The 13,205-nt window shown below is 71.2% G+C and carries 16 protein-coding genes; 10 read left to right on the top strand and 6 right to left on the bottom strand.

What is annotated here, in order from left to right; genetic code table 11:
- Positions 1 to 59: 59 nt before the first annotated feature.
- A complete protein-coding gene (locus MFF04_RS06595; protein WP_238274656.1) occupies positions 60 to 515 on the top strand; it encodes a winged helix-turn-helix transcriptional regulator in 456 nt (151 codons plus the stop codon).
- A 17-nt stretch (positions 516 to 532) separates the two neighbouring features.
- On the opposite strand, the gene MFF04_RS06590 is transcribed toward MFF04_RS06595, so the two are convergent.
- The gene (locus MFF04_RS06590; protein WP_238274655.1) at positions 533 to 1,393 is read right to left on the bottom strand and encodes a phosphoribulokinase; all 861 of its coding nucleotides are present in this window, start codon (positions 1,391 to 1,393) and stop codon (positions 533 to 535) included.
- 31 nt (positions 1,394 to 1,424) lie between these two features.
- Positions 1,425 to 2,468 (bottom strand): class 1 fructose-bisphosphatase, encoded by a 1,044-nt coding sequence (locus MFF04_RS06585; protein ID WP_238274654.1) that lies wholly within the window; start codon positions 2,466 to 2,468, stop codon positions 1,425 to 1,427.
- A gap of 181 nt (positions 2,469 to 2,649) precedes the next feature.
- Between MFF04_RS06585 and MFF04_RS06580 the strand changes: the two genes are divergently transcribed.
- Positions 2,650 to 3,591 (top strand): LysR family transcriptional regulator, encoded by a 942-nt coding sequence (locus tag MFF04_RS06580; protein ID WP_238274653.1) that lies wholly within the window; start codon positions 2,650 to 2,652, stop codon positions 3,589 to 3,591.
- Positions 3,588 to 4,817: an NAD(P)/FAD-dependent oxidoreductase gene (locus MFF04_RS06575; RefSeq protein WP_238274652.1), complete on the top strand. Its 1,230-nt coding sequence runs from the start codon at positions 3,588 to 3,590 to the stop codon at positions 4,815 to 4,817. The genes MFF04_RS06580 and MFF04_RS06575 overlap by 4 nt, the downstream gene beginning before the upstream one ends.
- A 4-nt stretch (positions 4,818 to 4,821) precedes the next feature.
- Here the strand turns inward: MFF04_RS06575 and MFF04_RS06570 are convergent, their stop codons facing one another.
- Positions 4,822 to 5,145: a helix-turn-helix domain-containing protein gene (locus tag MFF04_RS06570; RefSeq protein ID WP_238274651.1), complete on the bottom strand. Its 324-nt coding sequence runs from the start codon at positions 5,143 to 5,145 to the stop codon at positions 4,822 to 4,824.
- A 238-nt stretch (positions 5,146 to 5,383) separates the two neighbouring features.
- On the opposite strand from MFF04_RS06570, the gene MFF04_RS06565 reads away from it, so the two are divergent.
- The 7 genes from MFF04_RS06565 (at position 5,384) to MFF04_RS06535 (ending at position 9,293) form a co-directional block, all read left to right on the top strand.
- On the top strand, positions 5,384 to 5,899 hold the full coding sequence (locus MFF04_RS06565) for an META domain-containing protein (protein ID WP_238274679.1): 516 nt from the start codon (positions 5,384 to 5,386) through the stop codon (positions 5,897 to 5,899).
- Between the two features lie 97 nt (positions 5,900 to 5,996).
- Entirely contained in the window at positions 5,997 to 6,164 is a 168-nt protein-coding gene (locus tag MFF04_RS06560) for a hypothetical protein (RefSeq protein WP_238274650.1), read from the top strand.
- A 49-nt stretch (positions 6,165 to 6,213) separates the two neighbouring features.
- Positions 6,214 to 7,284 (top strand): glycosyltransferase, encoded by a 1,071-nt coding sequence (locus tag MFF04_RS06555; RefSeq protein ID WP_238274649.1) that lies wholly within the window; start codon positions 6,214 to 6,216, stop codon positions 7,282 to 7,284.
- 124 nt (positions 7,285 to 7,408) lie between these two features.
- Complete coding sequence (gene cysK, locus MFF04_RS06550; RefSeq protein WP_238274648.1) at positions 7,409 to 8,389, top strand: cysteine synthase A; 981 nt, start codon at positions 7,409 to 7,411, stop codon at positions 8,387 to 8,389.
- 84 nt (positions 8,390 to 8,473) lie between these two features.
- On the top strand, positions 8,474 to 8,815 hold the full coding sequence (locus MFF04_RS06545) for a hypothetical protein (RefSeq protein WP_238274647.1): 342 nt from the start codon (positions 8,474 to 8,476) through the stop codon (positions 8,813 to 8,815).
- Positions 8,815 to 9,135: a hypothetical protein gene (locus MFF04_RS06540; protein WP_238274646.1), complete on the top strand. Its 321-nt coding sequence runs from the start codon at positions 8,815 to 8,817 to the stop codon at positions 9,133 to 9,135. Before MFF04_RS06545 ends, MFF04_RS06540 begins: the two co-directional genes overlap by 1 nt.
- Complete coding sequence (locus MFF04_RS06535; RefSeq protein ID WP_238274645.1) at positions 9,132 to 9,293, top strand: hypothetical protein; 162 nt, start codon at positions 9,132 to 9,134, stop codon at positions 9,291 to 9,293. Before MFF04_RS06540 ends, MFF04_RS06535 begins: the two co-directional genes overlap by 4 nt.
- 48 nt (positions 9,294 to 9,341) lie before the next feature.
- On the opposite strand, the gene typA is transcribed toward MFF04_RS06535, so the two are convergent.
- The 3 genes from typA to MFF04_RS06520 all read right to left on the bottom strand — a co-directional run bounded on the left by typA (position 9,342) and on the right by MFF04_RS06520 (position 13,201).
- Positions 9,342 to 11,168 carry a translational GTPase TypA gene (typA, locus tag MFF04_RS06530; RefSeq protein WP_238274644.1) on the bottom strand — a complete coding sequence of 609 codons (1,827 nt, stop codon included), beginning with the start codon at positions 11,166 to 11,168 and terminating at the stop codon, positions 9,342 to 9,344.
- Between the two features lie 141 nt (positions 11,169 to 11,309).
- The gene (locus tag MFF04_RS06525) at positions 11,310 to 11,657 is read right to left on the bottom strand and encodes a DUF3325 domain-containing protein (protein ID WP_238274643.1); all 348 of its coding nucleotides are present in this window, start codon (positions 11,655 to 11,657) and stop codon (positions 11,310 to 11,312) included.
- Positions 11,654 to 13,201, bottom strand: coding sequence for a PepSY-associated TM helix domain-containing protein (locus MFF04_RS06520; RefSeq protein WP_238274642.1), 1,548 nt, complete (start codon positions 13,199 to 13,201; stop codon positions 11,654 to 11,656). Before MFF04_RS06520 ends, MFF04_RS06525 begins: the two co-directional genes overlap by 4 nt.
- Between the last annotated feature and the right edge of the window lie 4 nt (positions 13,202 to 13,205).

Here is a 13,205-nt window from a genome sequence, read left to right as displayed (position 1 = left end):
TTCTATCGAGAGACAAGGGAACTAGATGAGACCAAGTGGGTGGTGAAGGAGGCAGTTTCTTGGAACAAGGTGAGGCCGAGGGAACCGCCGCGGAGGGCGCCCGGGACGAGCTCGCTGCTAAGTTCGCGTCGTGGCAGGTGCTTCACTTCGATCCTGCCGGCTGCCCCGTGCGCGACGTGCTCGACCGGCTCGGGGACAAGTGGTCGACGCTGATCCTACTCGCGCTCTCCGGCGGCCCCGCGCGGTTCAGCGCGCTGAACCGGGCCGTCCCGGACATCTCGAAGCGGATGCTGACGCAGACCCTGCGCGACCTTGAGCGGGACGGCTTCGTCGGGCGCGAGGTGTTTCCGACGAAGCCACCGAGCGTCGAGTATCGGCTGACGCCGCTCGGCTTCACGATGCTGGAGCCGCTGGCAAACCTGATCCTATGGGCTGAGGAGCGGCATGCCGCGATCCGGGCCGCCCGGCTTCGTTTCGACGAGGCGAACAGCGCTGCCGCATGGCCTGGCGCCTGACGCGGGCCACGGTGCGCTCAGGCCAGCCGCCGGCGGCGCTCCACGAGCTGCATGATGATCGGTGTCAGGATCAGCTGCATGGCGAGGTCGAGCTTGCCGCCGGGGATGACGATGGAGTTCGCCCGGCTCATGAAGCTGTCGTGGAGCATCGACACGAGGTAGGAGAAGTCGATGCCCTTCGGGTCCTTGAAGCGGATCACCACCATCGACTCGTCGGCGGTCGGGATCCAGCGGGCGATGAACGGGTTCGAGGTGTCGACGGTGGGCACCCGCTGGAAGTTGATGTCCGTCCAGGAGAATTGCGGGCAGATCGTCTGCACGTAGTCCGGCATCCGCCGCAGGATCACGTCGGTGACGGCCTCCGTCGAGTAGCCCCGGAACGAGCGGTCCCGGTGCAGCTTCTGGATCCACTCCAGGTTGATCACCGGCACGACACCGATCTTGAGGTCGGCGTAGCGGGCGATGTCGACCTGCTCGTTGACGACGCAGCCATGCAGGCCCTCGTAGAAGAGCAGGTCCGATCCGGACGGGAACTCCTCCCAGGCCGAGAAGCCGCCCTCGCGCACGCCGTAGAGCTCGGCGTCGGCCCGGTTGTGGGCGTAGTGCCGGGTGCGGCCGCCGCCGGACTCCCCGTAGGTCCGGAAGACCTCCTCCAGATCGGGCAGCAGGTTGGCGCGGGGCGCGAAATGGCTGAGCGTCGGCTCGGCCGCCATCATCGCGTGCATGGTCTCGCGGTCGAAGGCGTGGAAGCCGTCGCCCTCGATGTAGACGGCGCTCACGTCCTCCCGGCGGAAGATCTGCTCGAAGGTGTTGCGCACGGAGGTCGTGCCGGCTCCCGAGGAGCCGGTCACGGAGATGATCGGATGACGCGCCGACATCCTCGCCTCGGATCCGCTACGAGGGCCGACGTCAGCCGCGCATCAGGCCGCGCTGCCCGAACAGGGGCGAGCGGCTCGCGGCGTGGTTGCGGCCGCCGTAGTACTTCGCCACGCACTCGACCTCCTCCGCCGAGCCGAACACCAGCGGCGAGCGCTCGTGGATGCCGGTTGCGGCGATGTCGAGGATGCGCCGCTCGCCGTCCGTGGCGCCCGCGCCCGCCTGTTCCATCAGCATGGCGATGGGCGCGCACTCGTAGAGGAGGCGCAGGCGGCCCTGCGCGTAGCCCTTGCGGGCATCGCCCGGATACAGGAACACGCCGCCGCGCATGAGCACGCGCTGGGCGTCCGCCACCAGCGAGGCGAGCCAGCGCATGTTGAAGTCCTTGTCCCGCGGGCCCTCGGAGCCGCGCAGGCAATCCTCGATGAAGGCCTTCACCGGAGCGTCCCAGTGGCGGGAGTTCGAGGCGTTGATCGCGAACTCCTTCGTCGTCGCCGGCACGTCGAGGGCGGGATGCGTCAGCCGGAAGGCGCGGGTCGCGCGGTCGAGGGTGAAGATCTGCGTGCCCGCGCCGAAGGTGACGACGAGGGTCGTCGCCGGGCCGTAGGTGACGAAGCCCGCCGCGACCTGCGCGCTGCCCGGCGTCGTGAAGGAGGCGATCGGGTTCGCCGGATCGCTCACCACGGGGCGGATGCCGAAGATCGTGCCCACCGCCATGTTGACGCCGATGTTCGACGAGCCGTCGAGCGGGTCGATGGCGACGGCGAGCGGCGCGCCGGGATTGAGGGCCATGACGCCCTCGGCCTCCTCGGAGGCGACCTCCGCGACGGGGCTCGCCTTGAGCGCCTCGGTGACGCGCTCATGGGCGATGACGTCGAGGGCCTTCTGCACGTCGCCGTCGCTGTTCTCGGAGCCGGCCGCGGCGAGGTCGCCGGCGAGCGCCCCGCGCCCGATCACCTCGCTGATGTCGATCGCCGCCTCGGCGATTGCCGCCACCACTTTGGCCGCGTCGGAGAGCCCGGCGTCGAGGCCGCCCAGGTACGCGTCGAGCCCCGTTCCGACCGCGAGAGCCGCCATCCCCGTCATCCCCTCAAGCCTTGCCCCGGCGGTTCGATGCCGGCCGCGCACGGCGTCTGATAGCGGTCCGCGCGGCCGTATGATACCGCCGCGCTCAGGTCCCGCGCCAGGGGTGGGGACGGTTGCGGGAAAGAAATCTAAATTTCCTTGCGGGCGCTTCCAAAAAAACTAGAACCGCCGCATGCGCAATCTCTCTCTCAAGCAGCTCCAGGCGGTCGCGGCGGTCGCCCGCCTCGGGACGATGACCCGCGCGGCCCAGGAGCTGAACGTCACCTCGGCGGCGCTCTATGCGCGCATCCGCCAGCTCGAGGACGAGGCGGGGCTGCTGCTGTTCGACCGCACGCCCAACGGCCTCAAGCCGACGGATGCCGGCCGCGAGATGCTGTGGGCGATCGACAGCATCAACACCGTGCTCGAGACCTGCGCCGACCGGTTGCGCACCCTCAAGGGCGGGGCCGGCGGCCGTGTCAGCCTCGGCGTCGTCTCGACGGCAAAGTATTTCGCGCCGCAGGTGATCAGCGGCTTCATCGAAGGCCATCCCGGCGTCGAGATCAGCCTCTCGGTAGGCAACCGCGGCGTCACCGTCGAGGCCCTGCGCAATTACGAGACCGACTTCGCCATCATGGGCCGGCCGCCCCGCGACTTCGCCATTGAGGCGCAGATCTTCGGGCCGCACCCCCTCGTGCTCGTCGCCGCACCCGGCCACCGCCTCGTCGGGCGCCGGGGCCTGAGGCGGGCCGATCTCGGCGAGGAGTCGTTCCTCGTGCGCGAGGAGGGCTCTGGCACCCGCACGGTGTTCGAGGAGTACATGGCCGGCATCATCACCCGGCGGGCCAACCTCGTGATCGACTCCGGCTCGAACGAGACCATCAAGCAGGCGGTGATGGCCGGACTCGGCATCGCGCTCCTCTCCGCGCACACCGTGGCGACCGAGATCGAGAGCGGGCGGCTCGCGATCATCGACGTCCAGGGCCTGCCGATCCGCCGCGACTGGTTCGCCGTGCGCCGCGCCGACAAGACCCTCGGTCCCGCGGCGCAGGGCCTGTGGGAGTACCTCGTCACCGAGGGCGCCCGCTGGCTGCCCCAGGTCGACGTCAACCCGAAGGTCGAGACCGGCGCGTGAGCGGCGTCGTCGTCGCAGGGGCGGGTCAGGCCGGCCTTCAGCTCGCCGCCTCGCTCCGCGAGGCCGGCTACGACGGCGACGTGACCCTCGTCGGCGACGAGCCCTTCGCGCCCTATCAGCGCCCGCCGCTCTCGAAGGCCTATCTCGCCGGCAAGACCGACGCCGCAGGGCTCGGGCTGCGCGCCGAGGGCTTTTACGCCGACAATCGCGTCGGCCTGCGCCTCGGGACCCGCGCCACGGCGATCGACCGGACGGGGCGTCGGCTGATCCTCGAAGGGGGCGAGGCGCTGTCCTACGAGCACCTCGTCTTGGCGCTCGGCGCGCGCAACCGGCCCCTGCCGGTGCCCGGCTTCGATCTCGCCGGCGTGCGCCAGCTGCGGGGTCTCGCCGACGCGGACGCCCTGAAGGGGGCACTCGCCGACGTCGCCGCCGTGGCGGTGGTCGGGGCCGGCTTCATCGGGCTGGAGTTCGCCGCGGTCGCCGCGGCGCGGGGCCTGTCGGTGACGGTGATCGAGGCGGCCGACCGGCCCATGGCGCGGGCCGTCTCCGCCGAGATGGGCGCCTTCTTCCGTGCGGCGCACGAGGCGGCCGGCATCCGCTTCCGGTTCGGGAGCGGCGTCGCCGCTCTCGAAGGGGAGGGGGGACGCGTCGCCGGCCTGCGCCTGAGCGAGGGCGGGACCGTTCCCGCCGACCTCGTCGTGGTCGGGATCGGCGTCCTGCCGAACCAGGAGATCGCCCGCGAGGCGGGTCTTGCCGCCGAGGACGGCATCCGCGTCGACGCGATGCTCGCCACCGACGATCCCGCGATCTCGGCCATCGGCGACTGCGCCCGTTTCCACAGTCCCTACGCCGCCGGGCTGACGGCGGACGGCACGGTGCGCATCGAATCGGTGCAGAACGCCATCGACCAGGGCCGCTGCCTCGCCGCGCGCCTCACCGGCCGGCCCGCTTCCTATGAGGCGGTGCCCTGGTTCTGGAGCGACCAGGGCCCCTACAAGCTTCAGATGGCGGGGCTCGCCGCGCCGGGCGACGCTTCGGTGATCCGCGGGCGCGGCGAGGCCTTCTCGGTCTTCCGGTTCCGGCACGATCGCCTCAGCGCCGTCGAGTCCGTCAATCGCCCGGCCGATCACATGATCGCCCGGCGCCTGCTCGCGGCACGCACGCCGCTGACGCCGGAGCAGGCCGCCGATCCGGGCCTCGACCTCAAGGCACTCGTGGCGAAATAGTCGACTACCGGTCGTTCTCGGTGGTGAGATCGCCGAGGCGGGTGCCCTCGTCGCCGGCTGCGGTGCCGTCGAGGGCGACGCCCGGCGCGCTGCCGCCGGTGAAGCGGATGCCCGCGTTCATGAAGGCGCTGCGCAGCACCTCGACGCGTCCGGCGGGCGTCTCCGTGGTGCCGGCCTCGAAGGCACCGATCTCGTCCTCGCCGAGCCCGGTCCGGGCCGCGAGCTCGGCGGTGCTCCACCCGAGCAGCCCCCGAGCGCCCCGCGCCTGGGAGGGGCTGAGGCCCGCGGCATTCGCCTGGCCCGCGCCGCTCTCGTCCGATCCGACCACACGCTCCTCCTGTTCTGCTGCACGGTTCTCAACGGCGGCGACCGGGCTTCGTTCACGTCTCCGCGCCTGTGGATGCCGACGTATTTCGCCTTATCACGCCCGCGCGACCACAATTGTGCTGAAATCTTATCCGATCCGCGGGGCCGAAGGCTCCGGTCCGATGCCGGAGCGCAGGGGACGCGCGGGCCGCCGGGACAAGCGGCGGGGACCGGGCGCCGGATACACGGGGGATCGGATGATGAGGAGAGTGCTGCTGACCGCTCTGGCCGGCGGGTTCGCCCTGGCGGCGGGGCTGGAGACCGGCACCGCTCAGGCGCAGGGCATGGGAGGCGGCGGCGTCTCCGGCTTCGGAGCCAAGCATCGCCGGCCCGAGGAGGAGAAGAAGCCGCAATACGTCCCGCCGACCAAGCCGACCGAGAAGCAGTTCCCGCTCGACGCCACCTGGACGGCGGTGAGCATCAACGGCAAGTCCTTCGGCGGCGTCGACCGTCCGAGCTTCATCATCGACAAGCAGTACCGAGCCCGCGGCTACGGTGGCTGCAACACGTTCGCGGCCACCGCCTTCCCGCTGCGCGAGCAGCACCTCGCGGTGGGCCCGCTCGCGCTCTCCAAGAAGTCCTGCGACAAGAGCCTCCAGGCGGCCGAGCAGGCATTCTTCGTCGCGCTGCGCACCGCCGCGCAGTGGGATCTCGTCGGCTCGCAGCTCGTCATCAAGAGTCCGAACGGCGAGTTGCGCTTCGACCGCGCCCTTTAACCGGGCGTTGACCACGTCGGCCGAGGGCTCGCCCCGATTCACGCTCCCTTGACCCGCCCGGGCGCCTCCTTCGCTCCTGAGTACGGGAGCGTGTCGGATGCGGGCGGGGATCGGGACGGATCGGAAGTTCTCCCCGCGGGCCGAGGCGGCCGTCGAGGCCGCCTACCTGCCGCGCAGCCTCCATCCGGCCGCCCCCTGGATCGCCGTAGCCGCGCCGCTGCTGGCGACGCTGATCCTCGTCGCCGCCCGCCTCGCCGGGGTTTGATCTCTCCCCCGGACGCGGCCCAAGGCATCGCCCGCCGATGACCGGAGGCGTGCTGCACGTCATCTCGGGCCTGCGCACCGGCGGGGCCGAGACCATGCTGATCGCCCTGTGCCGGGCGCTCCTCGCCCGCGGCATTCCCCAGCGCGTCGTCAGCCTCACCCCCGACGGTCCGAACGAGCCGGCGCTGCGGGCGCTCGGCGTCGACGTGCGGGTGATCGCCCCGCGCGGCCTCCTCGGGGCGCCGGGCGCGCTCCTGTCGCTCGCCCGGCTGATCCGCCGCGAGAGCCCGGCGGTGCTCCAGGGCTGGCTCTACCATGGCGACCTGTTCGCGGCGCTCGGTCACCGCCTCGCCGGGGCGCCGCGGGAGACGCTGCTCGCCTGGGGCCTGCGCAACTCCGACATCGACCACGCCCGCTACGGCCGCCTGCTCGCGGTCTGCGCCCGGCTGTCGCGGTGGCCGGGCCTCGTCGTCTCGAACAGCGGCGCCGGCGTCGATTTCCACCGCGCCCAGGGCTACCGGCCCCGGCGCACCGCCGTCATCCCCAACGGCATCGACACGGTGCGCTTCAGGCCCGACCCGGCGGCCCGCGCCGAAATCCGCGCCGGCCTCGGGCTCGACGAGACCCGCGTCGTCGCCCTTCACGCCGCCCGGCTCGATCCGATGAAGGATCACGCGACCCTGCTCGCCGCCGCTGCCCGCGTGCCGGAGGTAACGGTGCTGCTGATGGGGGCCGGCACGGAGACCCTGGCCCTGCCGCCGAACGCGCTCGCCCTCGGGCGGCGGGACGATCCGGAGCGGGTCGCGGCGGCCTGCGAAATTGCCGTGTCCTCCTCCGCCTTCGGCGAAGGATTCTCGAACGCGCTGGCCGAGGGTATGGCCGCCGGCCTCGTGCCGGTCGCCACCGAGGTCGGCGACGCGCGGCTGATCCTCGGACCGCACGGGCGCCTCGTGCCCCGCTCCGACCCTGCGGCTCTCGCGGCGGCGCTCGCCGATGTCGCTGCCGGGCCGCTTCGGGAGCAGGGGCTCGCGGCGCGGGCGCGGATCGAGCGCGAGTTCGGCGTCGAGGCCATGGCCGAGCGCTTCCTCGTTGCCTGGCGGGAGGCCGGCGCAAGGCTCTGATCCTCAATTCCACGTCCTGAAAATGGTATATTTCGCAAATCTCGACGCGAGATCGGAAACAGGCTAGGGCTCCGCCGATCGGCCGCGAACCGTGGCCGCACCGTGCATTCTTCAGGAGCGTTCGATGGCCGACACCGCAGCCAATTTCCGGGGATCGACCGCGCCCGGCCACGGCCGCATCTACGGCGCCATCACCGAGACCATCGGCAACACCCCCCTCGTGCGCCTGAACCGGCTGCCGAAGGAGCGCGGGATCGATGCCGAGATCCTGCTCAAGCTCGAGTTCTTCAACCCCATCGCCAGCGTCAAGGACCGTATCGGCGTCAACATGATCGACGCGCTGGAGGCCTCGGGCCGGCTGAAGCCCGGCGGCACGCTGATCGAGCCGACCTCGGGCAACACCGGCATCGCGCTGGCCTTCGTCGCCGCCTCTCGCGGCTACCGGCTGATCCTGGTGATGCCGGAGACCATGTCGATCGAGCGGCGCAAGATGCTCGCCTTCCTCGGCGCCGAGCTGGAGCTGACCCCCGGCCCGCAGGGCATGAAGGGCGCCATCGCCAAGGCGGAGGAGCTGCTCAAGGAGATCCCCGGCGCGGTCATCCCGCAGCAGTTCGAGAACCCGGCCAACCCCGAGATCCACCGCAAGACCACCGCGGAGGAGATCTGGAACGACACGCAGGGCCAGCTCGACGCCTTCGTGGCCGGCGTCGGCACCGGCGGCACTGTGACGGGCGTCGGCCAGGTGCTGAAGCCGCGCCTCCCGAACCTCAAGGTCTTCGCCGTGGAGCCTGAGGATTCTCCGGTGTTGTCGGGCGGCCAGCCCGGCCCGCACAAGATCCAGGGCATCGGCGCCGGCTTCGTGCCGCCGGTCCTCGACCGCTCGGTGATCGACGACGTCATCACCGTCTCGAACCAGACGGCGTTCGAGACCGCCCGGCTGCTTGGCCGCCTGGAGGGCATCCCCGGCGGCATCTCGACGGGCGGCAACGTCGCCGCGGCGCTGGAGCTGGCGAGCCGGCCGGAGTTCAAGGGCAAGCGCATCGTCACCGTCGCCTGCTCGTTTGCCGAGCGCTACATCTCCTCGGCGCTGTTCGAGGGCATCTGAGACGGCTCCGCCGGGCCGCTCTCGGGCGGTCCGGCAACCTGCCTGCGCCCCGTCCGTTGTCCTTTCAATCGGAAAGGATCACGCATGACGAGCCAGGACACGCAACGCCCCTCCCTGCGGGACTTCGACGCCACCGCCGACCGCAACGGCCAGGACCTCGGGCAGGATTCGCCCCTCGATATCGGCGTTCCTAGCCGGACGCAGGCCGATCTGCTCTCCCGCCCCGACGGCGAGGCCGAGACCGCCCGCATCGCTTCGGGCAAGCCGGGGCAGGACGCCACCGACGCGACCGAGGCCGAGACGCCGCCGGAGAACCTCGCCCGCCTGCGCGGCGAGACCGGCGCTTCCGAGATCGGGAAGGACGCGTCCGGCGAGGCGATCGAGCGCGCCACGGCGGCCCTCGGCCAGGACGACGGCAAGCGCTGATGCCGGGCGACGCCACCACCCCGACAGAGACCGTCACCCGGCCTGACAACGAGGTCGGCAGCCCTGGCCGCGCACCGGCCGGCGGCGGCCGTCAGACGCCCGAGCAGGCGAGGCTGACGGAGCGCGCTCCCACGGGCGGAGACGATCCGGAGCGCAAGGACCTCTGGTCGCAGCACGGCGAGCCGGGCCGCAGCCCGCCGACGCCGGGCGGCTCCTCCGGCGGGCATTCGGATCAGAAGGCCTCGCGCGGCCCCGAAGCGGACCGGCCGGTCGCTGGCGGATTGTCGAAGCCCGAGCGGAAGGCGGAGGCCGAGCGATGAGCGAGGACAGGCCCGACCGGGACAAGCCGAAGGCGGACAAGCCCGCCAACACGGCGCCCGACGCCGTGAAGGACCCGAGCGAGAAGACGGGCGGCAAGCCCGGCCTCGGTCCGAGGGGCAAGCCTTCGGACGGCGAGACCGATCCCGGCAGCGGCTAGAATCCGTCCCGCCGGCCTCTCGGAGGGGCCGGCGGGACCTTTGAAGTCTCAGGCGGACAGCGCTTCCTTCGAGCGCTCGGCGCGCTTGCGGTCGTTAGGGTCGAGCACGGCCTTGCGCAGGCGGATCGACTTCGGCGTGACCTCGACGAGCTCGTCGTCCTGGATCCAGGCGAGGGAGCGCTCCAGCGTCATGCGGATCGGCGGGGTCAGGCGGACGGCCTCGTCCTTCGAGGTCGTGCGGATGTTGGTGAGCTTCTTGCCCTTGAGCACGTTCACTTCGAGGTCGTTCTCGCGGTTGTGCTCGCCGACGATCATGCCCTGGTAGACCTTCCAGCCGGGCTCGATCATCATCGGGCCGCGATCCTCGAGGTTCCACATGGCGTAGGCCACGGCCTCGCCCTTGTCGTTCGAGATCAGCACGCCGTTGCGCCGGCCCGGCATCTCGCCCTTGTAGGGCTCGTAGGCCTTGAACAGCCGGTTCATGATCGCGGTGCCGCGGGTGTCGGTGAGCAGCTCGCCCTGGTAGCCGATCAGGCCGCGGGTGGGGGCGTGGAAGACGAGGCGCAGGCGGTCGCCACCCGAGGGCTTCATCTCCAGCATCTCGGCCTTGCGCTCGCTCATCTTCTGAACGACGACGCCGGAGTGCTCCTCGTCCACGTCGATGACGACCTCCTCGACGGGCTCCAGGATGCCGCCCGCCTCGTCCTTCTCGTAGACGACGCGGGGGCGCGAGACGGCGATCTCGAAGCCCTCGCGGCGCATGGTCTCGATCAGGATCGAGAGCTGCAGCTCGCCGCGACCGGAGACGTAGAAAGAGTCCTTGTCGGCCGCTTCCTCGATCTTGAGCGTGACGTTGCCCTCGGCCTCCTTGAACAGGCGGTCTCGGATCATGCGGCTCGTGACCTTGTCGCCCTCGGTGCCGGCGAGCGGCGAATCGTTGACGATGAACGACATGGTGACGGTCGGCGGATCGATCGGCTGGGCCTGGATCGGCTCCTCGACCTGCGGGTCGCAGAAGGTGTCGGCGACCGTGCCCTTCACGAGGCCGGCGATGGAGACGATGTCGCCCGCCTCGCCGACGTCGATCGGCGCACGCTCCAGGCCCCGGAAGGCGAGGATCTTCGAGACGCGGCCGGTCTCGACCGTCTTGCCGTCGCGGGAGAGCACCTTGATCGACTGGTTCGGCTTCACCGTGCCCGAGGCGATGCGCCCGGTGATGATGCGGCCGAGGAAGGGGTTCGCCTCGAGCAACGTCCCGAGCATCCGGAACGGACCCTCCTCGACGCGGGCCTGGGGCACGTGCTCCAGAACGAGGTTGAAGAGCGGGGCGAGGCCCTCCGACTGGTCGCCGTCCGGCGCGGTCGCCATCCAGCCGGCGCGGCCGGAGCCGTAGAGGATCGGGAAGTCAAGCTGCTCGTCGGTGGCGTCCAGCGCCGCGAACAGGTCGAAGACCTCGTTGACGACCTCGTTGATGCGCGCGTCCGGCCGGTCGACCTTGTTGATGGCCACGATCGGGCGAAGGCCGATCTTGAGCGCCTTGCCGACCACGAACTTGGTCTGCGGCATCGGGCCCTCGGCGGCGTCGACCAGCACGATGACGCCGTCGACCATCGAGAGGATGCGCTCGACCTCGCCGCCGAAATCGGCGTGGCCGGGGGTGTCGACGATGTTGACGCGGGTGTCCTGCCAGACGACCGAGGTCGCCTTGGCCAGGATGGTGATGCCGCGCTCCTTCTCGAGGTCGTTCGAGTCCATCGCCCGCTCCTCGACCCGCTGATTCTCGCGGAAGGTGCCGGATTGCTGGAGCAGCTTGTCGACGAGCGTGGTCTTGCCGTGGTCGACGTGGGCGATGATGGCGATGTTGCGCAGCTTCATCTTCGATGTCCGAAGCGGGGTGCCCGCGAGCGCGCGGCCGGCGGCAGCGTGCCGTCGCCTGAGAAGCGGTGTTCGGGCGGTTGCATCGCAATAGAACCTGAGGGCCGCCGTGGCAAGAAGCGCGACGAGAGCGACCCGCGGTCAGGACTGGAGCGAAAGTAGCAGGGAGAGCGCCGCCATCGGCAGGGAGGCGAAGACCGCGAAGCGCAGCCAGGCGGGACGGTAGGACAGGATCAGCACTACCGCGAGCCCGGCGCCGGTGAGCGCGCCGATCCACTGGATCGGCCCGAAATTCGCGCCCTCGACCAGCATCGCGGCGGCCAGCGAGCCGAGAATCGCGATCCAGCCGCCGAGACGCAGCGGCAGGGCGCGGCCCGCCGGCACCCGCGCGCCGAACACGTCGCGGTGGTGACGGTCGAGGCTCAGCGCCATCAGCGCGAGGCCGCAGAAGCACAGGGACAGGTTGAGGGCGACGACGAGGGGCGTCATGCGCGGCCGAATCCTTCCCGGGCGAGGTCCTGCCGCGCCGTGGCGGCCTGTCCGCGGCGGGCGACGCTGCCGGCCTTGTGGGCGGCGAAGGCGAGGCCTCCGCCGATCGCGATCATCACCGTGTCGAAGGCGAGGAAGCGCATACCGTCGCCGAAGGGGCTCCCGACGGTGGCGGCATCCACGAGCGGCACCGCCAGGAAGAGCAGGGCGGCGAGCGCAAGCCCCTCCCGCCAGGCGGCGCGGTGCGGCCGCAGGCAGGCGGCGACCGCCACCAGGGCCCAGAGCCCGAAGAAGGCGCCGATCTCGACGCCGGCCCTGCCGGCGAGGTCGAGAGGCAGCAGGCGGTTCGCCAGAAAGTAGGCGGCGATACCGGCGGGGAGCCCCGCGACGGTGCCGACGTTGAGGATCTGCACGAGGCGCAGGCCGAAGCCCGTCCGCTCGCCGGGCTTGGGTACGCGGGCCACCGTCCAGAGAACGAGCCCCGTCGCCACCGTCGCGGCGCCGAGGATGCCGCAGAGGAAGAACAGCACACGCAGGACGGGCCCCGCGAAATGCGCCTCGTGGAGGCCGATGAAGGCGGTCGAGGCGTAAGCGACCGGGCCCGGGTCGCTGGGCTTCCCGGTATAGGCGCCCGTCGTGCCCTCGAAGGCGACCTGCGGGTGGAGATGCGCGAGCCCGTGCGGCTCCTCGAAATAGGCGATCACAGCCGCGTGGGCGTCGGCCGGGTTCTGCACGCCGATGCCCTCGATGGGTGTCGCCGGCGCTCGCGCGATCGCCTCGCGCACCATCGGGCCGAGGGGAGCGAGCGTGCCGGACCGGCCGGCGGGCATCCGCGTCTCCGGCATCATCCCGGATTCGGTGAAGAAGCGCAGCTCCTCGCCCTTGTACGCGGTCGAGGCGCCCCAGGGCATGTACATCGGCGCGAGCGTCACGAGGCCGGTGTAGGTGATCATCAGGTGGAAGGGCAGCGCCAGCACCCCGGCGACGTTGTGCGCGTCAAGCCAGCTCCGCTGCCTGGCCTTGCTCCGGCGGAACGTGAAGAGGTCGGCGAAGATGCGCCGATGCGTGACGATCCCGGAGATCAGCGCCACGAGCAGCACCAGGGCGCAGGTGCCCACCACCCAGCGCCCCGTGAGGGGCGGCATGCTGAGCTCGAAGTGGAAGCGGTAGAGGAAGTCGCCGCCCCGCGTGTCGCGCGCGGCGCTGCGGGCGCCGGTCTCGGGGTCGAGGCGCGCCTTGTGGAAGGGGCCTTCGAGGGTCTTCCACCAGTGGGCGGTGGCGACCGGGTCCTCCGCCTTCGGCAGCTCGATGAACCAGCCGCCGGCGTCGGGTGCCTCACGCGCCAGGAAGGCGGCGGCGCGCTCGGCGACCTGGCCGGGCTCGTGCTCGACGCCGAGGCGCAGCTCCGGGCGCATCCAGGCGGAGATGTCGTCCTTGTAGTAGCTCGCCGTGCCGGTCACGAAGACCGCGAACAGCACCCATCCGACCACGAGGCCGGACCAGGCGTGAAGCCAGGCCATCGATTGGCGAAGGCCCTGCCGCATGGCC

Origin of the sequence: Methylobacterium jeotgali, from assembly GCF_022179345.1 — a bacterium.
Classification (GTDB): Bacteria; Pseudomonadota; Alphaproteobacteria; order Rhizobiales; family Beijerinckiaceae; genus Methylobacterium; species Methylobacterium jeotgali.
Note: the sequence above shows the minus strand (reverse complement) of the source record. Positions and strands in the feature narration are given on the sequence as shown.